28 protein-coding genes are annotated in these 22,108 nt (G+C 66.4%); 16 read left to right on the top strand and 12 right to left on the bottom strand.

Annotated features, from left to right (window positions below; all coding sequences use genetic code 11):
* The 7 genes from LQV39_RS13085 to LQV39_RS13055 form a co-directional block, all read left to right on the top strand.
* On the top strand, nt 1–1,141 hold a 1,141-nt coding region (locus tag LQV39_RS13085), incomplete at its 5' end, for an ATP-binding protein (RefSeq protein WP_230026168.1).
* On the top strand, nt 1,138–1,812 hold the full coding sequence (locus tag LQV39_RS13080; protein ID WP_230026166.1) for a response regulator: 675 nt from the start codon (nt 1,138–1,140) through the stop codon (nt 1,810–1,812). The genes LQV39_RS13085 and LQV39_RS13080, both read left to right, overlap by 4 nt.
* 75 nt (nt 1,813–1,887) lie before the next feature.
* Nucleotides 1,888–2,340, top strand: a complete 453-nt coding sequence (locus LQV39_RS13075) for a hypothetical protein (protein WP_230026164.1) — start codon at nt 1,888–1,890, stop codon at nt 2,338–2,340.
* A gap of 20 nt (nt 2,341–2,360) precedes the next feature.
* Nucleotides 2,361–2,759: a BlaI/MecI/CopY family transcriptional regulator gene (locus LQV39_RS13070; RefSeq protein WP_230026163.1), complete on the top strand. Its 399-nt coding sequence runs from the start codon at nt 2,361–2,363 to the stop codon at nt 2,757–2,759.
* Nucleotides 2,756–2,941, top strand: coding sequence for an oxidoreductase-like domain-containing protein (locus LQV39_RS13065; RefSeq protein ID WP_230026161.1), 186 nt, complete (start codon nt 2,756–2,758; stop codon nt 2,939–2,941). The genes LQV39_RS13070 and LQV39_RS13065 overlap by 4 nt, the downstream gene beginning before the upstream one ends.
* A 2-nt stretch (nt 2,942–2,943) precedes the next feature.
* On the top strand, nt 2,944–3,636 hold the full coding sequence (locus tag LQV39_RS13060) for a GNAT family N-acetyltransferase (RefSeq protein ID WP_230026159.1): 693 nt from the start codon (nt 2,944–2,946) through the stop codon (nt 3,634–3,636).
* A gap of 67 nt (nt 3,637–3,703) precedes the next feature.
* Entirely contained in the window at nt 3,704–4,177 is a 474-nt protein-coding gene (locus tag LQV39_RS13055) for a DUF421 domain-containing protein (RefSeq protein ID WP_230026157.1), read from the top strand.
* Nucleotides 4,178–4,196: 19 nt separating this feature from the next.
* Here the strand turns inward: LQV39_RS13055 and LQV39_RS13050 are convergent, their stop codons facing one another.
* Nucleotides 4,197–5,159 carry a porin family protein gene (locus LQV39_RS13050; protein WP_230026155.1) on the bottom strand — a complete coding sequence of 321 codons (963 nt, stop codon included), beginning with the start codon at nt 5,157–5,159 and terminating at the stop codon, nt 4,197–4,199.
* 173 nt (nt 5,160–5,332) lie between these two features.
* On the opposite strand from LQV39_RS13050, the gene LQV39_RS13045 reads away from it, so the two are divergent.
* Nucleotides 5,333–5,938 (top strand): CHRD domain-containing protein, encoded by a 606-nt coding sequence (locus LQV39_RS13045; protein ID WP_230026152.1) that lies wholly within the window; start codon nt 5,333–5,335, stop codon nt 5,936–5,938.
* Here LQV39_RS13045 and gluQRS read toward each other — a convergent pair.
* Nucleotides 5,935–6,897: a tRNA glutamyl-Q(34) synthetase GluQRS gene (gene gluQRS / locus LQV39_RS13040; protein WP_230026150.1), complete on the bottom strand. Its 963-nt coding sequence runs from the start codon at nt 6,895–6,897 to the stop codon at nt 5,935–5,937. The two genes, LQV39_RS13045 and gluQRS, sit on opposite strands and share 4 nt — an antisense overlap.
* 180 nt (nt 6,898–7,077) lie before the next feature.
* On the opposite strand from gluQRS, the gene pyp reads away from it, so the two are divergent.
* Genes pyp through LQV39_RS13020 form a run of 4 tightly spaced genes read left to right on the top strand, consistent with a single transcriptional unit; the run spans nt 7,078 to nt 10,853 of the window.
* The gene (gene pyp / locus LQV39_RS13035) at nt 7,078–7,467 is read left to right on the top strand and encodes a photoactive yellow protein (protein ID WP_230026148.1); all 390 of its coding nucleotides are present in this window, start codon (nt 7,078–7,080) and stop codon (nt 7,465–7,467) included.
* A 4-nt stretch (nt 7,468–7,471) separates the two neighbouring features.
* Nucleotides 7,472–8,692, top strand: coding sequence for a 4-coumarate--CoA ligase (gene pcl / locus LQV39_RS13030; RefSeq protein ID WP_230026146.1), 1,221 nt, complete (start codon nt 7,472–7,474; stop codon nt 8,690–8,692).
* A complete protein-coding gene (locus tag LQV39_RS13025; RefSeq protein WP_230026144.1) occupies nt 8,689–9,957 on the top strand; it encodes an aromatic amino acid lyase in 1,269 nt (422 codons plus the stop codon). Before pcl ends, LQV39_RS13025 begins: the two co-directional genes overlap by 4 nt.
* Nucleotides 9,954–10,853 carry a MerR family transcriptional regulator gene (locus LQV39_RS13020; RefSeq protein ID WP_230026142.1) on the top strand — a complete coding sequence of 300 codons (900 nt, stop codon included), beginning with the start codon at nt 9,954–9,956 and terminating at the stop codon, nt 10,851–10,853. The genes LQV39_RS13025 and LQV39_RS13020 overlap by 4 nt, the downstream gene beginning before the upstream one ends.
* Here LQV39_RS13020 and LQV39_RS13015 read toward each other — a convergent pair.
* From LQV39_RS13015 to LQV39_RS13000, 4 genes are all read right to left on the bottom strand, one after another.
* Nucleotides 10,843–11,055 carry a hypothetical protein gene (locus LQV39_RS13015; RefSeq protein ID WP_230026140.1) on the bottom strand — a complete coding sequence of 71 codons (213 nt, stop codon included), beginning with the start codon at nt 11,053–11,055 and terminating at the stop codon, nt 10,843–10,845. The two genes, LQV39_RS13020 and LQV39_RS13015, sit on opposite strands and share 11 nt — an antisense overlap.
* Nucleotides 11,056–11,112: 57 nt before the next feature.
* Complete coding sequence (locus LQV39_RS13010) at nt 11,113–13,413, bottom strand: bifunctional diguanylate cyclase/phosphodiesterase (protein ID WP_230026138.1); 2,301 nt, start codon at nt 13,411–13,413, stop codon at nt 11,113–11,115.
* A 158-nt stretch (nt 13,414–13,571) separates the two neighbouring features.
* A complete protein-coding gene (locus tag LQV39_RS13005) occupies nt 13,572–14,078 on the bottom strand; it encodes a nuclear transport factor 2 family protein (protein ID WP_230026136.1) in 507 nt (168 codons plus the stop codon).
* Nucleotides 14,075–15,094 carry a proline iminopeptidase-family hydrolase gene (locus LQV39_RS13000; protein ID WP_230026134.1) on the bottom strand — a complete coding sequence of 340 codons (1,020 nt, stop codon included), beginning with the start codon at nt 15,092–15,094 and terminating at the stop codon, nt 14,075–14,077. The genes LQV39_RS13005 and LQV39_RS13000 overlap by 4 nt, the downstream gene beginning before the upstream one ends.
* A 122-nt stretch (nt 15,095–15,216) precedes the next feature.
* Between LQV39_RS13000 and LQV39_RS12995 the strand changes: the two genes are divergently transcribed.
* The 4 genes from LQV39_RS12995 (at nt 15,217) to LQV39_RS12980 (ending at nt 16,871) form a co-directional block, all read left to right on the top strand.
* Nucleotides 15,217–15,612 (top strand): hypothetical protein, encoded by a 396-nt coding sequence (locus tag LQV39_RS12995; protein WP_230026131.1) that lies wholly within the window; start codon nt 15,217–15,219, stop codon nt 15,610–15,612.
* A gap of 46 nt (nt 15,613–15,658) precedes the next feature.
* Nucleotides 15,659–15,910, top strand: coding sequence for a DUF3297 family protein (locus LQV39_RS12990; protein WP_230026129.1), 252 nt, complete (start codon nt 15,659–15,661; stop codon nt 15,908–15,910).
* Between the two features lie 64 nt (nt 15,911–15,974).
* Nucleotides 15,975–16,490 carry an ankyrin repeat domain-containing protein gene (locus LQV39_RS12985; protein ID WP_230026127.1) on the top strand — a complete coding sequence of 172 codons (516 nt, stop codon included), beginning with the start codon at nt 15,975–15,977 and terminating at the stop codon, nt 16,488–16,490.
* Nucleotides 16,491–16,523: 33 nt separating this feature from the next.
* Nucleotides 16,524–16,871, top strand: coding sequence for a hypothetical protein (locus tag LQV39_RS12980; RefSeq protein ID WP_230026125.1), 348 nt, complete (start codon nt 16,524–16,526; stop codon nt 16,869–16,871).
* A 71-nt stretch (nt 16,872–16,942) separates the two neighbouring features.
* On the opposite strand, the gene gltA is transcribed toward LQV39_RS12980, so the two are convergent.
* From gltA to sdhC, 6 genes are all read right to left on the bottom strand, one after another.
* Nucleotides 16,943–18,244, bottom strand: coding sequence for a citrate synthase (gene gltA / locus LQV39_RS12975; protein ID WP_230026122.1), 1,302 nt, complete (start codon nt 18,242–18,244; stop codon nt 16,943–16,945).
* Between the two features lie 51 nt (nt 18,245–18,295).
* A complete protein-coding gene (locus LQV39_RS12970; RefSeq protein ID WP_230026120.1) occupies nt 18,296–18,562 on the bottom strand; it encodes a succinate dehydrogenase assembly factor 2 in 267 nt (88 codons plus the stop codon).
* 214 nt (nt 18,563–18,776) lie between these two features.
* On the bottom strand, nt 18,777–19,487 hold the full coding sequence (locus LQV39_RS12965) for a succinate dehydrogenase iron-sulfur subunit (RefSeq protein ID WP_230026118.1): 711 nt from the start codon (nt 19,485–19,487) through the stop codon (nt 18,777–18,779).
* Nucleotides 19,488–19,498: 11 nt separating this feature from the next.
* Entirely contained in the window at nt 19,499–21,277 is a 1,779-nt protein-coding gene (gene sdhA / locus LQV39_RS12960; protein ID WP_230026116.1) for a succinate dehydrogenase flavoprotein subunit, read from the bottom strand.
* A 2-nt stretch (nt 21,278–21,279) separates the two neighbouring features.
* Nucleotides 21,280–21,657: a succinate dehydrogenase, hydrophobic membrane anchor protein gene (sdhD, locus tag LQV39_RS12955; RefSeq protein WP_230026114.1), complete on the bottom strand. Its 378-nt coding sequence runs from the start codon at nt 21,655–21,657 to the stop codon at nt 21,280–21,282.
* 2 nt (nt 21,658–21,659) lie between these two features.
* Nucleotides 21,660–22,091, bottom strand: coding sequence for a succinate dehydrogenase, cytochrome b556 subunit (sdhC, locus tag LQV39_RS12950; RefSeq protein WP_230026112.1), 432 nt, complete (start codon nt 22,089–22,091; stop codon nt 21,660–21,662).
* Between the last annotated feature and the right edge of the window lie 17 nt (nt 22,092–22,108).

The following is a 22,108-nucleotide window of genomic DNA, read 5'->3' as shown; positions in this document are numbered from 1 at the left end:
CGTCGACGCCCGCGCGAGCATGGGCCCCGCCCCGGAAGCCGGCGCCGATGCATCCCTGCCGCAACGCATCACCCTGCTCGACGCCGATGGCCGCTACCTGGCCGGACGCAGGCCGGATGCGATCCCGCTGGCGCGCCGGCCGATCGAGGTGAACGGCCGCACCGTCGGCTACCTGGGCGTGGCGCGCAGCCCGCGGCCAAGCGACGCCATGGCGCTGGCCTTCCTCGATCAGCTGCGCGCCAGCCTGTGGTGGATCCTGGCCTTTGCGGTGGCCTTCTCCGCGCTCGCCGCGACCCTGCTGGCGCGCCACTTCCGCCGGCCGATCCAGTCGCTGGCGGGCGGCGCCGGCATGCTGGCCGAAGGCCGCTTCGACGTGCGCCTGCCCGCCTCGCGCAGCGACGAACTGGGCGAGCTGGCGCGCCACTTCAACACCCTGGCCCAGCGTCTCGACAGTCTTGAGGACGCGCGCCGCCAGTGGGTGGCCGATACCTCGCACGAGCTGCGCACCCCGCTGGCCGTGCTGCGCGCCCAGCTCGAGGCGATCCAGGACGGCGTGCGCAGCGCCGGCCCGGACACCGTCGACGCCATGCTGCGCCAGGTGCTGGCCCTGAACAAGCTGATCGACGAGCTGTACGCGCTGGCGCGGGCCGACGTCGGCGCCCTCGACGTCAAGCCGGAACGCCTCGACCTTTGGCGGCTGGCCTGCGGCCAGGCCCGCGCCTTCGAAGCGCGCCTGCAGGCGGCGGGACTGGAGCTCGACATCGGCCCTGCCCCGCCGCGCTCGATGGCCATGGCCGACCCGGACCGCATGCGCCAGGTGCTCGACAACCTGCTCGAGAACAGCCTGCGCTATACGGCGGCAGGTGGCCGGGTTCGCATCAGCGCAGCGCTGCAGGGCACGACGCTGCATCTGCACCTGGACGACAGCGCGCCCGGTGTGCCGGATGAAGCGCTGGATCGCCTGGCGCAGCGCTTCTACCGCGTCGATGCCTCGCGCAGCCGCGCGCATGGCGGCGCCGGCCTGGGGCTGGCCCTGTGCCGCCGCCTGCTCGAGGCGCAAGGCGCGTCCTTGCGTTTCGCGCATTCGCCGCTCGGCGGCCTGCGCGCCACCATCTCGATCCCATCAAGCGACCGCGCATGAACACCGACATTTTCATCGTCGAGGACGAACCCGAACTGGCCGCGCTGGTGGCCGACTATGCCCGCGCCGCCGGCTACCACGCCACCGTGTTCGGCGACGGCGCCCTGGCCCTGGACGCGATCCGGCGCCAGCCGCCGGCGCTGGTGGTGCTGGACCTGATGCTGCCGGGGCTGGACGGCCTCTCGGTATGCCGCGAAGTACGGGGCTTCTCCGAAGTGCCGATCGTGATGGTGACCGCGCGCGTCGAGGAAATCGACCGCCTGCTCGGCCTCGAAGCCGGGGCCGACGACTACCTGTGCAAACCCTTCAGCCCGCGCGAGCTGATGGCCCGCATCAAGGCCATTTTGCGGCGTGCGGGTCAGGCAGCGGCGCCCGCCGCGCCGCGCATCGAGATCGACGACGCCGCGCGCCGTGTCCGCATCCACGGCCGGCCGCTGGAGCTGACGCCGACGGAATACGGGATCCTCGCGGCACTGGCGCGCCGGCCCGGCCAGGTGTTTTCGCGCGCCCAGTTGCTGGACGCCGCGCGCGAGGGCAATGCCAACCTCGAGGTGGCCGACCGCGCCATCGACAGCCACGTGAAGAACCTGCGGCGCAAGCTGGATGCCGTGCTGCCGGGCGTGGAAGCCATCCATTCGATCTACGGCCTGGGCTACAGATTCGATTTGTGACTGGCACGCACAAATCTTCATTTTTTCTCCACATTCGGGAGACATCATGTGTCCATCCAACCTGAGGAGAACACGATGAAAACCAGCGCCGCCATCCTGATGTTTGCCCTGCTGTCCAGCGCCGCCGGCGCCAGCCTGGCCGACGTCCACGTCTACGTCAACTGCAGCGACAAGGACGCCAAATGCCCGCCGCCGCCCAAACCGCCGAAGCCGCCGCGTCCACCCGCACCGCCGGCTCCGCCCGCGCCGCCTGCGCCCGATGGCGCAATGGCCTACACGCCGGCCGATGCGCCGATGCCCGCCATGCCGGCCATGCCCGCCATTCCCGTGCCGCCGGCACCGCCTGCTCCGCCGCCACCGCCGAAGGTGCCGCCGGTGCCGGAGAGCGCCCACGCCGACTGCGCGACCAGGACGCCGGGCACGCGCATGATGTTCACCCTGCGTCCGGGCGAAACCATGAGCGGCGTCTGCAAGAAACAGGGCGGCAGGATGGTGTTCTCGCTGCGCGAATACGAGCTGCACGAGTGACATCCGCGGCGGGAGACGGTATGCTGCAAGGCATGCCGCATCCCGCTTCCCCCCCCAAACCGACCCCGTCCGAACTGGAGCTGCTGCGCATCCTGTGGCAGCTCGGCCCCGCCACGGCCAGGCAGGTGCACGAGACTGTAGCAAGCGACCGTCCCGACCTGACGGCGGCCACCGTGCTGCGCCTGCTGCAGCTGATGCATGCCAAGGGCCTGCTGCTGCGCGACGAGTCCCAGCGCGCCCACGTCTACGCGCCGGCCCAGCCGCAGGATGCCCTGCAAACGAGCCTGGTCAGCGAACTGATTACCAAGGCCTTTTCCGGTTCCGGCAAGGCGCTGGTGCTGGCCGCCCTGCGCGGCCACGTCAGCAAGAAGGAGCGCGAGGAGATCCAGGCCATCCTCAACGACAGGAAAGACCCGTGAGCGAGCCGGCCGCACCCGCGGAGCCCGATCCGCGCCCCTTGCCGCCGAAGGAACCGGAACTCGAGGATTGCTGCGGCACCGGCTGCGTCATGTGCGTCTTCGACGTCTACCAGATCGCGCAGGAAAACTACGAAGCGGCGCTGGCCGCCTGGCTGGCGCGCCATCCGGAGGCAGAGAGCTAAGCATGGCCCACCTGCTCGACAACATCTTCTGGAATACGCTGAGCGGCACGCACGCCCACCTGGCGACCGGCACCGGGACGGCGCGGCGCTACGCCCCCGGCTTCTCGCCCATCGTCGGCTTTCCCGACCCGCAGCAGCCGGACTTCGCAGCCCTGCTGCCCTTCTGCGAACCCGGCGAGTGCTTTTACTGCGACGCGTGGTCCGGACCCGCGCCGGCAGGCTGGCGCATCGAGGCCGAGTCGACCATGTACCGGATGATCTGGGACGGCGCGATGCCCGAACACGACGCGGCGCCCGATGCGATCCCGCTCGACGCAAGCCATGCCGACCAGGCTTTGACGCTGGCCCTGCTGACCAGGCCCGGCCCCTTCGGCCCGCGCACCATCGAACTGGGCGAATACTTCGGCTATGTCGAGGGCGACCGGCTGGTCGCGATGGCCGGCGAGCGCATGGCGGCGCCGGGACTGCACGAGATCAGCGGCGTCTGCACGCATCCGGATCACCAGGGCCGCGCTTATGCACGGCGCCTGATGCTGAAGCTGATCCGGCGCCAGCTTTTACGGGACGAGACGCCCTTCCTGCATGTGATGCGGGCGAACGAGGCGGCGCATGGGCTTTATCTGCGCATGGGGTTCCGGGATTATTGCGAGACGGTGGTGCGGGTGGTGACGCCGGACGCCCACTACGTTCCCTAGCGAACAATCAAACCCGTCCACTGTCACTACAATCCTCTCATCAATAAGCATTCCACGAGAGGCCGTCATGTTTGATATGGATCTTCCCTGGTGGGAATTCATTGTCCGCGGCGCGATGATCTATCTTGCGCTGCTGGTCATGGTGCGCCTGTCGGGCCGGCGTACCATCAGCCAGCTGACGCCGTTCGACTTATTGGTCGTCATGCTGCTCTCGGAATCGGTATCGAACGGCCTGTCCGGCGGCGACAGTTCCGTCAGCGGCGGCCTGATCATCGCGGGCACGCTGATCGTGCTGAACGGCGGCATCGGGCTGCTGTCGGCGCGCAGCCGCAAGGTGGAAGCGATGGTCGAGGGCGAACCCGTGCTGATCGGGCGCGACGGCGTCTTCTTCGACAAGGTGGTCCGCCGCAACCGCATCGGCCAGATCGACCTCGAGCAGGCCCTGCGCGAATCCGGCTGCGCGCGCCATGAGATGCAATGCGCCTTCCTCGAAGCCGACGGCGGCATCACGATCATGAAGCGGCCGAAGGCGGGCGATTGATCGACCGGCGCAAAGAGCGCTAGAACGCGACGCCTGCGCCCAGCATGAACACATCCGAATCGCGCTCGTAGTTCGTGATCACGCGGCTCCAGGTGAGCTGGGCGCGCAGATTGTCGCTGATACGGTAGCGCATGCCGATCGAGGCGATCGGCGCGACCTTGTTTTCGCGTTCGCCGCTGGCGTCCTTGCGGTCCAGCTGGTCGCGCATCGCGTAGGCGCCGAAGCCCATCTCCAGCACGGTGCGTTCGGTGAAGGGACGCAGCAGCCAGACCTGGCCGCTGATGCCCTTGCGCTCGGCCGCATCGACCTTCCCTTCGCTCATCAGGATCACGCTCCACTCGACGTTCGGGTTCACCGTGCGGCGGTATTCGAGGCCGTAGGACGTTGCGGTCTCGGAGGCGAAGCTGTTCACGATCGAGCGGCCGGCCAGCAGCATCAGGAGATTGTCGCCGCGCTCCGCGTTCTGCAGGCGGATTTCGCGCGGCAGATTGCGCAGCTCGTAGCCGGCGCCGAACATCAGCATGGTGGTGTCGTGGGCGGTGATGCCGTGCGTGTGCGACAGGCGCGTTTCGAGATAGGCGTTCGAGGCCAGGTGGTACTTGGCGCTCACGCTCATCAGCTGGCCCCAGCCGTGGTCGTTGCGGTAATCGGTAAAGGAGCCGTTGCCGGTGGTGGTGTCGAAGTAATAGTAGGGACCGAAGCCGGCCGCGACCGACCAGCCGCGCGCGGGCACCGCCGTGTGGACCCAGAGCTGGGCGCCGAGGCCGTCGCGGTGGTGCAGCTTCGGGTGGCCTTCGTTCAGGTAGTCGGCGCTCACCGAGACATACTTGTTGATGTGGTGGGTGTAGCCGAGCGCCACCGCGAACGAATTGTCGCCCGCGTTCTGGTCGACGCGCATCGCGCCCGCCAGCAGGGACGCATCCTGGGCCTGGGCCAGACATGATACGAAAACGAGCGGCAGGGCAAAAATTTTGAATCGCATATTTACTGAATCTCTGGTCATTTTGGCCATTATGCCAAGCTTTCCAAATTCCAGTCGCCCACGGGCACTATCTCAGCCGTACGGTGCGGGTCTGGCTAATCCTCCAGTGCTAAGTTTTTGACAGCACCCAGGACGGGTGCGTTGCAGAGACTCTGTTCAACAGGAGGTATTCCATGAAACAAGTTCTGTCCGTTCTAGCACTGGCAGCGGCGGCGGGCCTGGCCAGCCCGGCCTTCGCCCAGACTTACCGGGCCACCGCCAGCGGCCCGGCCGAAAGCCCGCCCAACGGCTCTCCCGGCTCCGGCATGGCGACGATCATGCTCAGCTTCGATCCCGGCACCAGCAACCTGACGGTCGACATGCCCTTCAGCGACCTGGTGGGCACCTCGCTTGAGGCCCACATCCACTGCTGCACCACCGATGCCTTCACCGGCACCTCGGGAGTCGCGATCCCCTTCGCCGACTTCCCGACCGGCGTGAAGTCCGGCACCTTCTCGGCGACCCTGCCGCTGTACGAGGAAGCCACGTATGATCCCGCCTTCCTGGCGGCGAACGGCGGCACGGTGAAGGGCGCAGCTTCGGCCTTCGTGGATGGCCTCAATGCCAACGAGGCCTACGTCAACATCCACACCAGCGCCTATCCGGAAGGCGAGATCCGCGGCTTCATCGTGGCCGCACCGATCCCGGAACCGACCGAGTGGGCCATGCTGGCGGGCGGCCTGGGCGCGCTGTGGTGGGTAGGCCGGAGGCGGCGCTGGGAGGCCAGCTGGCAGCGCTAGCCTGGCAGTTCCAGTAGAGCGCCGCGTTCGGCAAGCAGGCTGGCCCAGGCCGGGACCGCCTCCTGCCAGAACGCGGCCAGCGAGCCGATGGACGGGGCCGGCGAGGCCAGCCGCAGTCCAAGGAAACCCGCCGCTTGTTGCAGGGCCGCGACGGCGGCCTCTTCATCGCGTCCTTGCGGACCGGAGGGGATGGCCAGCGCCCCGGTCTGCTTGGACAGCTTTTCGCCATTGGCGTTGCGCACCACCGGCACGTGCAGGTAGCGCGGCGTCGGCACGCCGAGCAGGCGCTGCAGGTAGATCTGGCGCGGGGTCGAGTCGAGCAAGTCGGCGCCGCGGACCACGTCGGTGACGCCCTGCTCCGCATCGTCGACAACGACCGCCAGCTGGTAGGCCCAGTAGCCGTCCGCCCGCTTGAGCACGAAATCCCCCGATTCCAGCGCCAGCCGCTGTTCCTGCCAGCCCGCGAAACGGTCGGCGAAGCCGACCACGTCCTCGCCCGCTTCCGGCACCCGCAGGCGCAGGCTGCGCGCCTCGCGTCCCGGCGCCAGGCCGTGGCGGCAGGTGCCCGGATAGATGGCCGCGCCGTCCGGCCCCACGCCCAGGCGCGAATCGGCGATCTCCCTGCGGTTGCAGCCGCAGCCGTACACCCAGTCGGCGATGCGCTCGCGCGCGGCCTGGTAGAGCTCCTTGCGCCGGCTCTGCCAGACGATCTCGCCATCCGAATGCATGCCCAGCCAGTCCAGCTGCTCGAGGATGGTGTCGGCGGCGCCCGGCACGGCGCGGCCCTCGTCGATGTCTTCGATGCGGATCAGCCAGGCGCCGGCGTTGGCGCGCGCGTCCAGGTAGCTGGCCAGGGCCGCCACCAGCGAGCCGGCGTGCAGCGGGCCGGTCGGGGATGGGGCGAAGCGGCCGACGTAGGGTGCGGCCGGGGCCGAGGTAGGGGCGGAAAGACTGCTCACTGCGCGCTGCGGAAATTCGCTCGATGGGGAAGGCGCCACCTTAGCATACCGCGTCTTGCAAGTGGCATCGTCGCAACTTTGTCCAGGACAAACTTACATTGTTTCCGAAAAGTAATATACAATCGCGCTTTGTCCTGGACAAAACTATGGTTCAATTACATACAAGATAAAAGGAGCACCATGCTGTCTACCCTCAACGTGATCGCCTTCGGCAAGGACGACATCGACAACAAGCTATCCCAGCTGTCGGGCAAGCAAATCGACGAGCTGGCATTCGGCGCCATCCAGCTCGACGGCCAGGGCAAGGTCCTGCGCTACAACCAGGCCGAAGCGGAAATCACCGGCCGCCACGCCAGCGCGGTGATCGGCACCAACTTCTTCCGCGATGTCGCGCCCTGCACCAATACAGCCCGTTTCAAGGGCGTGTTCGACGCCGGCGTGCGCGCGAATAACCTGAACACGATGTTCGAGTACGTGTTCGACTATAAAATGACCCCGACCAAGGTGAAGATCCACATGAAGAAGGCCATCAGCGACGGCAGCTTCTGGATTTTCGTGAAGCGCCTGTAAGCCCATGCCCGACACGCCAAGCGTCCTTTCCGCCCCATGGTGGGCCGACCGCAGTGCCCTGCTGCGCTTCGTCGCCGACCTGGTGGCGGGCGAGCTGGCAGCGCTGCGCCACGACCCGCTGCTCCTGCCGGACAGCTGGGAGCCCTCGCTGTCGCTGCAGCAGGACCTGGGCGTCGATTCGCTGGAGCTGCTGCAGCTGGCCGGCGCGCTGGCCGAGGCCCTGCAACTGCAGCACAGCGGCGTCGAGGACTACCTGCTGGCGCGCCGCACCCTCGGCGACTGGCTGGACATCGCCACCGCAGGCCTGCAGCACCGGGACGCCGAACTGACTTTCCGCACCTCCGGCAGCACCGGCGAACCGAAACGCTGCGCGCACGCCCTCGCCACGCTGGAGCAGGAAGCGGCCAGCCTGGCCACGCTGTTCAGCGGACGCCGGCGCCTGCTGATGGCGGTGCCGGCGCATCACATCTACGGTTTCCTGTTCGGCGTGCTGCTGCCGCGCCATCTCGGCCTCGAAGCGGACCAGGTCGTGAGCGTGCGCGCGCGCCTGCCGTCCCAGCTGGGGCGCCACCTGCTGCCCGGCGACCTCGTGATCGGCCATCCGCAGTTCTGGCAGGCGGCGCTGGACGCGGACCAGGACTTCCCCACCGGCGTGACCGGCGTCAGCTCGACCGCGCCCTGCCCCGACGCGGTGGCCGAACGCGCCGAGGCTGCGGGCCTGGCGCTGGTCCAGGTGTATGGCGCTTCCGAGACCGGCGGCCTGGGTTGGCGCGCCTCGCACCGCGATCCTTACCGCCTGCTGCCGCATATCGAACGCTCCGAGGATGCGCTGCTGCGCCGCGGCCCGGATGGCGAGCCGCAGACCCTGCATCCGCAGGACACGCTCGCCTGGTGCGGCGACGACCGCTTTACGCTCGGCCCGCGCCGCGACAGCGCGGTGCAGGTGGGCGGCGTCAACGTCTTCCCCGAGCGCGTGCGCCGGGTCCTGCTAGAGCACCCGCTGGTCGAGGATGCCGCCGTGCGCCTGATGCGCCCCGACGAAGGCCAGCGCCTGAAAGCCTTCATCGTGCCGCGCGCCGGCGCCGGCGAAGGCTTCATCCAGGAACTGCGCAGCTGGATCGACACAAGACTCGCCGCGCCCGAGCGCCCGAAGGCGCTCACGCTGGGCGAACGCATCCCGCGCGGCATGCTGGACAAACCCGCCGACTGGAGCATCGCCACATGATCATGCAGATCGACCTCCCGGCCGGCGGCCTGCCCGCCGTGGTATTCGGCGCCGGCCCCGTCACCGTGGGCGACATCGAGGCCCTGGCCGCGGGCCGCGCCCGGCCGGTGCTGTCCGGCGACCCGGCCTTTGCCGCCCGCATCGAGGCCGGCGCCGCGCGGCTGAAGCGCCCGGCGGGCGATGACGATGCGCCGCACCGGCTCTTCAGCTGGCACGGCGCCGGCCTGGACACCCCTTTCACCCCGGAACAGACCCGCGCGATCCTCGCGGTGCGCCTGGTCGCGCTGTGCCAGGCCGAATCCGGCGCCGGCATGGACACGCTGCGCCAGCTGGCGAGCCTGCTCGAGGACGACAAGCTGTCGGCGCTGGTCGCCGAGGACCAGGCACTGATCGACGGCGGCGCCGCCATGACCGGCCTGGCCTGCCTGGCGGCGGTACGCGCACGAAGCCTGTGCCGGTTGGGCGGCCGCATCGCGGCGCTGGCCGCCGTCGCCCTGGACGGCAACGCCTCCCACTTCGACCAGGCCCTGTTCGCGGCCCGGCCCTATCCCGGCACGCTGCGCGCGGCCGGCTGGATCCGCGACGACCTCGGCGAAGGGACGGGCGCAGCACAGCAGCACCATCTGGCGCCGCTGCGCTGCGCGCCGCAGGTGATCGGGGTCTTGCTGGACGGCCTGCCCTGGATGGTGAGCCACATCGAAGTGGAACTGAACAGCGCCGGCGGCGATCCGCGTTCCCTCGACCATGCCGGCCACCTGACCTTCGCGATGGAGGGCATGAAGAACGCGGTGACCAAGCTCGCCGGCCTGTTCGAACAGCAGATGGCGCTGGTGGTCGACGCCTGTGCCGGCAAAGGCCTGCCGCCCGGCCTGCGCAACGCGGCAGCGGGACACGGCCTCAAGGCGCTGCAGGCCAGCGTCTCGGCATGGACCGCGGAAGCGCTCAGGCTGACGCCGGACGCGGTGATCCACAAGGCCGGCACCGGCATGATCGCAGCGCGCGATTGCCTGCGCGCGGTCGAGCTGACGGAACAGGTAGCGGCGGCGCTGCTGGTGGCGGTGCGCCAGGCCTGCGCCCTGCGCCATCCGGACGGCCTGCCGCGCCGGCTCGGCGCCGGCCTGCTCGACTGCATGGCGCGCATCGCCGAGCTGGTGCCCTTCGCCGGCGCCGAACGGCGCCTCGACCAGGACCTGCGGCGCCTGCTGGCCGTGATCCGCTACGATGGCGCGGCCCTGCTCTGCCGCGCTAGAATAGACCTCTCATGAACGCCACCATCCTATCGCCCACCTTCAGCATCGCCGCCGTCGAGCGCGAGACGCGCCTGTCGAAGGACGTGCTGCGGGTCTGGGAGCGCCGCTACGGCTTCCCGCAGCCGGTGCGCGACGCCAACGGCGAACGCTGCTATCCGGGCGAGCAGGTCGAACGCCTGCGCCTGATGAAGCGCCTGATGGACCAGGGCCACCGTCCCGGCGCGCTGGCCGCGATGGCACATGGCGAACTGGCCGCGCTGGCGGCGCCGCAGCGCGCCGCGGACGAGGAAGGCCAGACCAGCGCCATCGCCCACCTGCTGGAGACGATCCGTGCGCGCGACCCGGCCGTGTTCCGCCACGCGCTGCGCCAGTCGCTGGCGCGCCAGGGCCTGGAGCGCTTCGTCGAGCAGACGATGGCGCCACTGACCACGGCCGTCGGCGAGTGCTGGGAAGACGGCAGCTTCGACGTCTTCGACGAACATTTCTATACCGAGTCGGCCCAGCAGCAGCTGCGCCAGGCGATCGCCGACCTGCCCGGCGCGCGCCAGGGTCCGCGCATCCTGATGACCACGGTCCCCGGCGAAGCGCATGGTCTCGGCATCCTGATGGCCCAGGCCCTGTTCTCGCTCGAAGGCGCCAACTGCATCTCGCTCGGCCTCGAAACGCCGCTGCTCGACATCGCGCGCGCGGCAAGCGCGTACGGCGCCGGCGTCGTCGCCCTGTCCTTCTCGGCGGCCTATCCGCGGCGCCAGGTGGCGCCGGTGCTGTCCCAGCTGCGCCAGGCCTTGCCGCCCGAGGTCGAGCTGTGGGCCGGCGGCGCCGGCGTGGCGCGCCTCGACGGCGTGGCCGGCGTGCGCCTGCTGCCGACGCTGGACGCCGGCCGCCAGGCCCTGGCCGCCGTCAAGTCATGACCAGTTCCACCAGGCGCTGGCAGGAAATCGCCTGCCAGACCGCCAGGCGGGCCGCCACCTTGTCCCGCGACTCCTGCATCGGATTGAGCGGCTCCAGGCGCACCTCGAGCAGCTGGATGCGCTCCGGGCGGGCGCGGTCATCGGTCTTGCGCGTGAGCTCGTCGCGCAGGTGCTGGACGCGGTCGCGCATCAGCTGGGCCATCCTGTCGTCGCCGGGGCTGCGCGTGGGCGGCCGGCCCTCTACCCGGCATGGGGGAAATTACGCCGCTTTGGCCTGCCAGTTGCGCATCTGCGTCATGAACTCTTCCAGCGGCGCCGGGCGCGAGAACAGGAAGCCCTGCATGGCCGGCTTGCGGTTCGCGGCCAGGAAGCTGGCCTGCTGGTCGGTCTCGACGCCCTCCGCCACCACGCGCAGGCCCAGGTGGTCGGCCATCGCCAGGATCGACTGCACGATCGCGGTGCCGTTGACGTCGCCGGGGGTGTCGCGGATGAAGCTCTTGTCGATCTTCAGTTCGTACAGCGGCATCTTCTTCAGGTAGGCCAGGTTCGAATAGCCGGTGCCGAAATCGTCGATCGAGAAGCGGATGCCCATCTGCGCCAGTTCGTGCATGCGCGCGATGGTCTCGTTCAGGTCGTTCACCAGCAGGCCCTCGGTGACTTCGAAGATCAGCTGACTGGCCGGGGCGCCGGTTTCGACCAGGACCGCACACACCTGCTCGACGAAGTCCGGCTGGCGGAACTGCAGCGGGCTGACGTTCACCGACAGCGGCACGGCCAGGCCGGCGCGGTCCAGGCGCAGCCAGTATTCGCAGGCCTGGCGCAGCACCCATTGGCCGAGCGGGTAAATCAGGCCGCTCGATTCGGCGGCCGGAATGAACACGTCGGGCGGCACGAAGCTGCCGTCCGGGCGCTGCCAGCGCATCAGCAGCTCGGCGCCCACCGGCATGCGCAGGTGGTCGATCTGCAGCTGCAGATACATCGACAGCTCGCCGTTGTCCATCGCGGCGGCGAAATCGCGTTCCAGCGTCAGCTTGCGCTCGGCCTCGGCCAGCATGCCGGCTTCGAACAGGGTCACGCCGTTGCGGCCGGCCACCTTGGCGTGGTACATCGCGGTATCCGCTTCGCGCAGCAGGTCGTGGCCGGTCTGGCCGCTGCGCAGCGGCAGCGCGATGCCGATGCTGGCCGAGGCGTGATACAGCTGGCCGCCGATCTCGACCTGCTCGGCCAGCGCACCGCGGATCTTCTCGGCCACCACCTGCGCCGCGAAGGTGGCGCGCTGCGCGTCCGGACCCAGGTTCTCGAGCACGACCACGAATTCGTCGCCGCCCAGGCGCGCCACCGTGTCGCCCTGGCGCAGCGCCGCCGCCACGCGCTGGGCGGCGTGCTTGAGCATGTTGTCGCCGATCGCGTGGCCGCGCGCGTCGTTGATGGTCTTGAAGTTGTCGAGGTCGATGAACAGCACCGCGCCCAGCCCGGCGGCAGCGTGCGCGCGCGCGACCATGGCGTCCAGGCGCTCGATCAGCAGGCGGCGGTTCGGCAGGCCGGTGAGGACGTCGTAGAACGCGAGCCGGTGGATGGCGTCGGCGGCGTTGCGGCGCTCGGTGATGTCGCGCCCGACCACCACCCAGTGCGTGTTGCGGCCGCCTTCGTCGGCGAAGGGCACCAGTTCCATCTCGACCCAGTATTTTTCGCCGCGCCGGGTGTAGTTCACCAGCTCGGCCTTGGCGGCCTCGCCACGCGCCATGGCGCCGAGGATGCGGGCGACCTCGATCTGGTCGGTCTCGGGGCCGTGCAGCAGGCGCATGCTTTGACCCACCACCTCGTCGCGCGTGTAGCCGGTGCGGCGCACGAAGGCGTCGTTGGCGAAGATGATCGGCTGCTCGGCGCCGGCATCGTCGACCACCCTGGCGATCAGGACCATGTCGTTCAGGCGCGCCACCGCGGCCGAGGTCAGGCGCAGCTCGGCGTTCAGTTCGTGCAGCCTGGCGTGGCCTTCCTCGAGCGAGTCGGCGGTGCGGCCCAGCTCCGCCATCGAATTATCGAGGCGCTGCAGCAGGCTGCCGCAGGTCAGGGTAATCAGTGCGCCGACGAACAGGTAATTCAGGGTGACGATCAGGCAGGGCAGCAGCTCGTGCTCTTCCATGCCGGTGACGTACAGCCTGGCATAGCCGGTCAGGCCGAGCACGAAGATGGTGGCGCCGCTCAGGCCCAGCGCGGCCAGCGCCGGCCGCATGCCCAGCAGGACCACACCCAGCACGGGTGGCGCCATCAGGAAGATCTGGCTGACCGGGCCGACCGTGAGCATCAGGCCGATGCCGATCAGGTAGAGGATCGCGAGGAAATTAAGGACGCGGAAGGTGTAGTTCAGGCGCGGCAAACGCCACAGCGCGGCCACCCAGGCCAGCGCCACGCTGTCCATCAGGGCGACCGGCCACAGGCCTTCGCTGACGGACAGGCCGATGCTGGGCACCGCGGCGAGCGTGCCCAGCATGACCACATACGACAGCAGGGACGCGAAGACCCTGGAGCGCCAGTGGTCGATGTCGTAATAGGTTCCCATGGAGCGTTCTTCTCACTTACCCCACAGAGAATTTCTATTGAGGATTGTCACTTGTTGCAAAGCAACATTCTAATTGTGTTTGACAGACCTTGTCATTCGATGAATGACAAGCTGTTGCGAATATAGTACAGGTATTGCAATAGAAATATTGAATATCTCTACCTGGCCGGTGCGGCCTCGGCCTTCGTCACCAGCGCCGTCACCTGCTTCGCGATCTCGTTCGGCACCGCCATCGACAGCTGGTAGTGCAGGATTTCGAAACCTTTGTTCGTCTTGCGGATCACCCCGCTGGCCATGCAGTGGCCCATGTTCGGCGTGTCGAGCAGCTCGTCGAACCAGATCAGCTTGCCATCGCCCGCAGTATACACGTTACGGCGCGTGGCCTTGAACGACCAGGCGGACGTCTTCCCTTCGAAGTACTTGCGGGCCCATGCCTTGAAGTCGTCGCGCTGCCACAGCTCGCTGCGATCGGTGCCGATGTAGACGCCGTCGGGCGCCATCTTGTCGAAATAGGCCATGCGCGCGTGGGCGGCATCGTCGTGCCAGGCGTCGACGAAGGCGTTGACCTGCTTCGCCAGGACAGGATCGGCGCTGGCGGCCTGGGCCACGCTGGCAAAGAACAGGCAGCAGGCCAGGACCAGGGATTTCAGAGTCGTGTGCATCATTTGAATTGGCCTCCGTCGACGTCGCGCAGGAATTTGATCAGTCCGGTGAAATAAGTTTGCTGGTCGTCGTACATGGACATGTGGCTGCCCTTCTCGCACATCAACAGGCGGCCATGCTGCACCTTTTGCGCCACCATCTTCATGTGGGCCGGGTCCATGGTGTCGTGGCGGCCGGCGATGACCAGGGTCGGCACGGCGATCCTGGGCAAGTCGGCCACGCGGTCCCAGTTCTCCAGCTTGGCGTTATGCGCGCCCAGTTCGCTCGGGCCCTGCATGGGCACGTAGATCTTCGGATTAATGTGGGCGATCGAGCGCGTGACGGGCTCCGGCCACTGCGCGTAGGGCATGCGCAGCACGTGGTGCACGTAGTGGTTCGGCAGCAGGAGCTCCATGTAACGCGGATCCTCGTACTTGCCGGCCGCTTCCAGCTGCTTGATCTCGCCCAGCGCCTTCTGGTCCATGGCCGGCATCAGGACCGTGTCGGCGTAGCGGTTATAGGCCGGGATGCTCATCATCATATTCGAGATGACGAGGCCCTTCAGGTTGCGGCCGTACTTGAGCGCGTACTCGGCGGCCAGGATGCCGCCCCAGGAGTGGCCCAGCAGATAGAAATTCTTGTTGTTCAGGCCCAGCGCCTTGCGCACCTGCTCGACTTCCTCGACGTAGCGCGGCAGCTCGACCAGGGAGGGATCGTCGGGCTGGTCGCTGTAGCTCGATCCCAGCTGGTCGTAATAGTAGTACTCGATGCTGGCGCCCGGGAAATAGCTGTCGAAAGCTTCGAGATACTCGTGGGTCATGCCCGGGCCGCCGTGCAGCAGCAGGACCTTGATGGTCGGGTTGTTACCGACGCGCTTGGTCCAGACCTTGAAGGTCCCTTTCGGCGTCGCGATCGGGATCATGCGCACGCCGCCGGACAGCACGTCGCTGCGGCCGCTGTTGTCGAAGTAGCTGGTCGTGGTGGCGAAGGCCGGGATCGTCAGCAGGAGCGCCGCCATCAGTGCAAGGAAACGTTTCATCGGAACCTCGTCGAATCATCGGTCAAGCATTGTACGTTGGAAATGTAACCAATTGTGCAAGATCTGTGATTGTTCGATAAGTCGTGTAGAGTTGACTCACCAGCAACTTTTGGGGGCGAGCGATGCGAGCGTGGACCTGGGTGACGGTGGTGGGGATGTGCCTGGCCGGGTGGCAGGCAATGGCGCAGGAGCTTGACGAACGCAAAGCCGAGGGCAAGCTCAGCCTGCGTCTGACGGATGAGGTGATCAGCAAGGCGGTGCGCGAGACGCTGGCCGAGCAGCCGGCCGGTCCCAGGATTCGTTCGGACAAGGCGCTCAGCGGCGATGCTTACCAGAAGTTCGAATGGGCTTTCTCGGAGGCCGAGAAGCCGGGCTGCCTGAATCCGAATGCGCTGAAGTTCCAGCCTGCGAGCACGGTCATCGGGGGACACGGTGGCGGGGGCTGGAACGTGGGCGTCACTGGCCTGTTGGCCCTGCCGTTCTGGGCGGCTGCGGTGGTACGCGGCAAGTGCAAATGAATCGCGCTACGTCGCCACGCGGACGAGAATCATGGATAATATCGCCATGAACGATACTAATCAACTCCCTCCCCTGCCCGACCACCTGTCCATCGACCCGCGCAGCCCGCACCACGACGCGGAAGTCTTCAAGCACCCGGTCGGCATCCGCTTCAATGGTAAGGAACGCACCGACGTCGAGGAATACTGCATCAGCGAAGGCTGGATCAAGGTTGCTGCCGGCAAGGTTGTCGACCGCAAGGGCCGTCCGATGCTGATCAAGCTGAAGGGCACGGTCGAGGCTTACTACGCCGTCTGATTTTTACTGACATCTCATTCATGTGGCGGCTGCCGGAGCGATCCGGCGGCCGTTTTTGCTGGCGATGACACAAGATAGCCCCTGGGAAAACTACGAGCGCATCGCGCGCATCCTCAAGTCCGGCAGTGTCGAGGACCTGGAACGTGAAGCGGCGGTCAACGACCAGTTCCCGCACGGACGGGACGACTGGCTGGAGCGGTGCTGGATCACCAACGCCATCGATATCGGGTCCATGCAGGCGATTGCCTGGATGGTGAACCGCGGCGTCGACCTGTCCTTCGTCGACGACGAGGGTTATACGCCGCTGCTGAGCACCCTCGACTGGCAGCGCGCGGACAAATACCGGATCCTCGAATTCCTTCTCGAGAACGGCGCCCGTACCGATTTGCACGGCCTGAACGACTGGACTGCGGCGCACATGGCGGCCACGCGCGACGACGTGGAAGCGCTGCGGATACTCGAGCGTCATGGGGCGGACCTGCACGCAACCCGAAACGACTTCGTGATCACCACGCCGCTCGAGGATGCGCGCGCGCTGGGCTGCATGAACGCGGCCACGTTCCTGGAGAGCAAGCAATAGGCCTGCAGGCGTGCGCAGTGGTATGCTCCCACCATGACTACCGATACTGATATTGAACTGTCCGGCCCCTTCCAGGCCAAGGATGGAACCGGCCGTACCCACGACGTCAAGGCGATCCGCATTTTCGACGAGGGTTACGGGATCATCGACGTGTACGTGGACTTCAAGGCGCGGCTGGAACCGGGCACGCACAAGGACAGCGTACTGCTGCGCCAGATCGTCGACCGCCTGCGCGCGGTCGGCTACAAGGGGCCGGACTTCGGGCTCAGCGATCCGGGCCTGCAGGAGAGCAAGCTGATCGTGCTCGAGGCGCCGGAGGAATTCTCGAGCTTTGCCAAGAGCAAGGGCTGGAAGAACCTCGCCGAAGATTTCGACGAATAATTTCTGAATAAAAAAAAGCGGGCCGAGGCCCGCTTTCTTGTTTGCGACGGCCGGCAAGCCGGCCTGGCAAATTAACGCTTGTCGATCGAAGGCACGTCGCGGCGCGGCGAGCCGACGAACAGCTGGCGCGGACGGCCGATCTTCTGTTCCGGGTCGGCGATCATCTCGTTCCACTGGGCGATCCAGCCGATGGTGCGGGCCATCGCGAAGATACCGGTGAACAGCGAGACCGGGATGCCCAGGGCCGACTGCACGATGCCCGAGTAGAAGTCGACGTTCGGGTACAGCTTGCGCGACACGAAGTATTCGTCGTTCAGGGCGATCTTTTCCAGTTCCATGGCGAGCTTGAACAGCGGGTCTTCCTGCAGGCCCAGTTCGTTCAGCACTTCGTGGCAGGTTTCGCGCATCAGCTTGGCGCGCGGGTCGAAGTTCTTGTACACGCGGTGACCGAAGCCCATCAGCTTGACGCCCGAGTTCTTGTCCTTGACCTTCTCGATGAAGGCCGGGATGTTCTCGACGCTGCCGATTTCCTTCAGCATGGTCAGGGCGGCTTCGTTGGCGCCGCCGTGCGCCGGGCCCCACAGGCAGGCGATGCCGGCTGCGATACAGGCGAACGGGTTGGCGCCCGACGAACCGGCCAGGCGGACGGTCGAGGTCGATGCGTTCTGCTCGTGGTCCGCGTGCAGGATCAGGATGCGGTCCAGGGCGCGCACCAGCACGTCATTGACCTTGTACTCTTCGCACGGGTTGGCGAACATCATGTGCATGAAGTTCGCGCTGTAGGACAGGTCGTTGCGCGGGTACATGAACGGCTGGCCGACCGAGTACTTGTATGCCATCGCGACCAGGGTCGGCAGCTTGGCGATCAGGCGGATGGCCGAGATCTCGCGCTGTTCCGGATCGTTGATGTCCAGCGAGTCGTGGTAGAAGGACGCCAGCGCGCCGACGGTACCCACCAGCACCGACATCGGGTGCGCGTCGCGGCGGAAGCCGCGGAAGAAGAAGTTCATTTGTTCATGGATCATCGTGTGCTTGGTCACGGTGTCGGTGAACTTTTCTTTTTGCTCGGCGTTCGGCAGCTCGCCGTTCAGCAGCAGGAAGCAGGTTTCCAGGAAGTCGCAATTCTCGGCCAGCTGCTCGATCGGGTAGCCGCGGTACAGCAGCTCGCCCTTGTCGCCGTCGATGTAGGTGATGCTCGAGTTGCACGAGGCGGTCGACATGAAGCCCGGGTCGTAGGTGAACTTGCCGGTCTGGCCGTACAGCTTGCGGATGTCGATGACGTCAGGACCGATGGTGCCCTTGTAGATCGGCATGTCGACCGACGGGCTGCCGTCGGAGAACGACAAGGTGGCTTTGGTTTCAGAGGTATTCATGGCACTTCCTTCTTTGGGAGGTGGGTACAAAATAAAAAAGCGTCGATTCGCTCACGCTTGCCGCAGCCGCGCCACCAGGGCGTGCACGTTCGGCAGGTCGACCTCGCCCGCGGGCTCGGTGCGTCCCAGCAGCAGGTCCATCAGCGGGTTGTCCGCCAGGTCCAGCAAACGGGTCAGCGCATCGACTTCCTCGTCCGTCAGCTCCTCTTCGTGCGCATCCAGGAAGCGCGTGAGGATCAGGTCGTTTTCAAGCAGCCCCCGGCGTGCGCGCCAGCGCAGGCGTGCACGGTTGGCTGGGTCGGATTGATGCGTTTTCACACTAGAGTCCGTTGTTCGGTCAACACTATACTCCGGCTGCCGGTTCGCGGCAGTACGGTAGTTTTACTGTATTTATGGAAACAAGATAAGCGCATTTCGCCGCAAATATACATTTTTTGGCGGGTCTGCGGCGTATCCGTGGGCACAGGGTGCCCACCCTACGTCGGTGCTTTCATCGTAGGGCGGGCTCCCCGAGCCCACGAAACGTTCGCACTTAGATCGCGCGGCGTACCAGCAATTCCTTGATCTTGCCGATCGCCTTGTTCGGATTCAGGCCCTTCGGGCACACATCCGTGCAGTTCATGATCGAGTGGCAGCGGAACAGGCGGTACGGGTCTTCCAGGTTGTCCAGGCGCTCGTTGGTCGCTTCGTCGCGCGAGTCGGCGATGAAGCGGTAGGCCTGCAGCAGGCCGGCCGGACCGACGAACTTGTCCGGGTTCCACCAGAACGACGGGCAGGAAGTCGAGCAGCAGGCGCACAGGATGCACTCGTACACGCCGTCCAGCTCTTCGCGCTCTTCCGGCGACTGCAGACGCTCCTTCTCCGGAGGAATCGAGTCGTTGATCAGGAACGGCTTGATCGAGTGGTACTGCTTGAAGAAGTTGGTCATGTCGACGATCAGGTCGCGCACCACCGGCAGGCCCGGCAGAGGACGCAGCACGATCGGCTGGGTCAGCTCGTTCAGGTTGGTGGTGCAGGCCAGGCCGTTCTTGCCGTTGATGTTCATCGCGTCCGAACCGCACACGCCTTCACGGCAGGAGCGGCGCAGGGCCAGCGAGTCGTCGACGTCGGACTTGATGCGCTGCAGGGCGTCGAGCAGCATCTTGTCGGTGTCTTTCAGTTCGACGGTGACGTCTTGCATATAGGGCTTCGAATCCTTGTCCGGATCGTAGCGGTAGATCTTGAGTTGGACAGTGCGTGCCATTTTTTACCTAATTAGAATGTACGGGGCTTCGGTTTGAAGGTGTCGACCGTCAGCGGCTTCTGGATCACCGGCTTGTACTGGAGTCGATTGCCTTCGGAGAAGAACAGGGTGTGCTTCATCCAGTTCTCGTCGTCGCGGTGCTCGTAGTCGCTATGGGCGTGGGCGCCGCGCGACTCCTTGCGCGCCGCGGCCGAGACGATGGTCGCCTTTGCCACTTCGATCAGGTTGTCCAGCTCCATCGCTTCGATACGGGCGGTGTTGAACACCTTCGACTTGTCCTTGAAGGAGACGTGCTTGCGGCGCTCGTCCAGCTTCATGATTTCCCTGACGCCTTCGTCCATCAGGGCCTGGGTACGGAACACGCCGCAGAACTTCTGCATGGTGGCGCGGATGTCGTTGGCCACGTTCTGGACCTTCTCGCCGCCGGTCGAGTTCTCGAGGGCGTTCAGGCGGCCCAGCGCGTAGTCGGCGAAGTCCTTCGGCAGCGCGCGGTTGCCCTGCGCCTTCAGGTTCTGGCCGACGATGTGATTGCCGGCCGCGCGGCCGAACACCACCAGGTCGAGCAGCGAATTGGTGCCCAGGCGGTTGGCGCCGTGCACCGACACGCAGGCGCACTCGCCGATCGCGTAGAAGCCGTTGACGATCTTCTGACCGCCGTTGCCGTCCGGCGCGACGACCTGACCGTGGATGTTGGTCGGGATGCCGCCCATCTGGTAGTGGATGGTCGGGACGACCGGGATCGGTTCCTTGGTCGCATCGACGTTGGCGAACTTGTGGCCGATTTCCAGGATCGACGGCAGGCGCTTGCGGATGGTGTCCGCACCGATGTGGCGCAGGTCCAGCAGCACGTGGTCCTTGTTCGGGCCGACGCCGCGGCCTTCCTTGATCTCCTGGTCCATCGAGCGCGAAACGAAGTCGCGCGGCGCCAGATCCTTCAGGGTCGGCGCATAGCGCTCCATGAAGCGTTCGCCGTTCGAGTTGATCAGGATACCGCCCTCGCCGCGCACGCCCTCGGTGATGAGGACGCCCGCGCCGGCCACGCCGGTCGGGTGGAACTGCCAGAACTCCATGTCCTGCAGCGGCAGGCCGGCGCGTGCCGCCATGCCCAGGCCGTCGCCGGTGTTGATGAAGGCGTTGGTCGACGCGGCGAAGATACGGCCGGCGCCGCCGGTGGCGAACACGGTGGTCTTCGCCTGCAGCATCATGACGTCGCCGGTTTCCATTTCCAGCGCCATCACGCCCAGCACGTCGCCGTCCTGGTTGCGGACCAGGTCCATCGCCTGCCACTCGACGAAGAAGTGGGTGCGCGAACGGACGTTACGCTGGTACAGGGTGTGCAGCAGCGCGTGGCCGGTACGGTCGGCGGCGGCGCAGGCGCGCTGCACCGGCTTCTCGCCGAAGTTGGCGGTGTGGCCGCCGAACGGACGCTGGTAGATGGTGCCGTCCGGGTTACGGTCGAAAGGCATGCCGAAGTGTTCGAGCTCGTACACGACCTTCGGTGCTTCGCGGCACATGAACTCGATCGCATCCTGGTCGCCCAGGTAGTCGCCGCCCTTGACGGTGTCGAACATGTGCCAGAACCAGTCGTCCTCGCTCATGTTGCCCAGCGAAGCGCCGATGCCGCCCTGCGCCGCCACGGTGTGCGAGCGGGTCGGGAAGACTTTCGACAGCACGGCGACGTTCAGGCCGGCTTCCGACATTTGCAGCGCGGCGCGCAAGCCGGAGCCGCCGGCGCCGACGATCACCACGTCGAAGTGGCGGGTGGGAATGGAAGAATTGAATGCTGCCACGATTAAACGCTCCAGAGAATTTGCACAGTCCAGGCGGCGCAGGCAAGCAGCCAGAACACCGTGAGGGTCTGCAGGGTCAGGCGGATACCGACCGGTTTGACGTAGTCCATCCAGATGTCACGGATGCCGACCCAGGCGTGGTAGAACAGGCCGAACAGGGTCACCATCGTGAAGAGCTTGAACCACTGGCGCGCGAACAGCCCGGCCCAGCCTTCGTAGGTGAAATTCTGGCCGGTCAGGAAGGAGACCAGCAGGACGACGGTGAACACCGCCATCAGGATCGCGGTCAGGCGCTGGGCCAGCCAGTCGCGCATGCCGTAGTGGGCGCCGACGACCAGGCGGCGTTGCCCGATATTCTTTTTAGTATTGGAACCTTGCATGATTAGAACACTCCGAACAATTTGAGGGCGACCAGCAGGGTCAGGACCAGGCTGACGATCAGCACCCAGCGTGCGGTCTTCTGCGACGCATCCTTGTCCAGGGCCATGTGGTTGTCCATGAACAGGTGGCGGATACCGGCGCAGAAGTGGTGCAGGTAAGCCCAGGACAGGCCGAGGATGATGATCTTGGCGACCGGGTGGCTGACGACGCCGGCGAAGTGCGCGAACGAGATCTCCGAGCGCAGGCTCTCCTGGAACAGCCAGAGCAGGAACGGCAGGAACAGGAACAGGCCGGCGCCGCTCACGCGGTGCAGGATCGACACGATCGCCGACGGCGGCTGTTTGTAGTAACCACGGTAAGTAATATCGCCAAAATCGACGTTACGAATTACCGGTCGACCCTTCTTTTGAGCCTCTCTCACGGCTTCGGACATTGCAACACCTCCCTCAA

The sequence above is a fragment of the Massilia sp. Bi118 genome (assembly GCF_918697865.1).
Lineage (GTDB): Bacteria > Pseudomonadota > Gammaproteobacteria > Burkholderiales > Burkholderiaceae_D > Telluria.
This window is presented reverse-complemented; position numbering and strand designations above follow the sequence as displayed.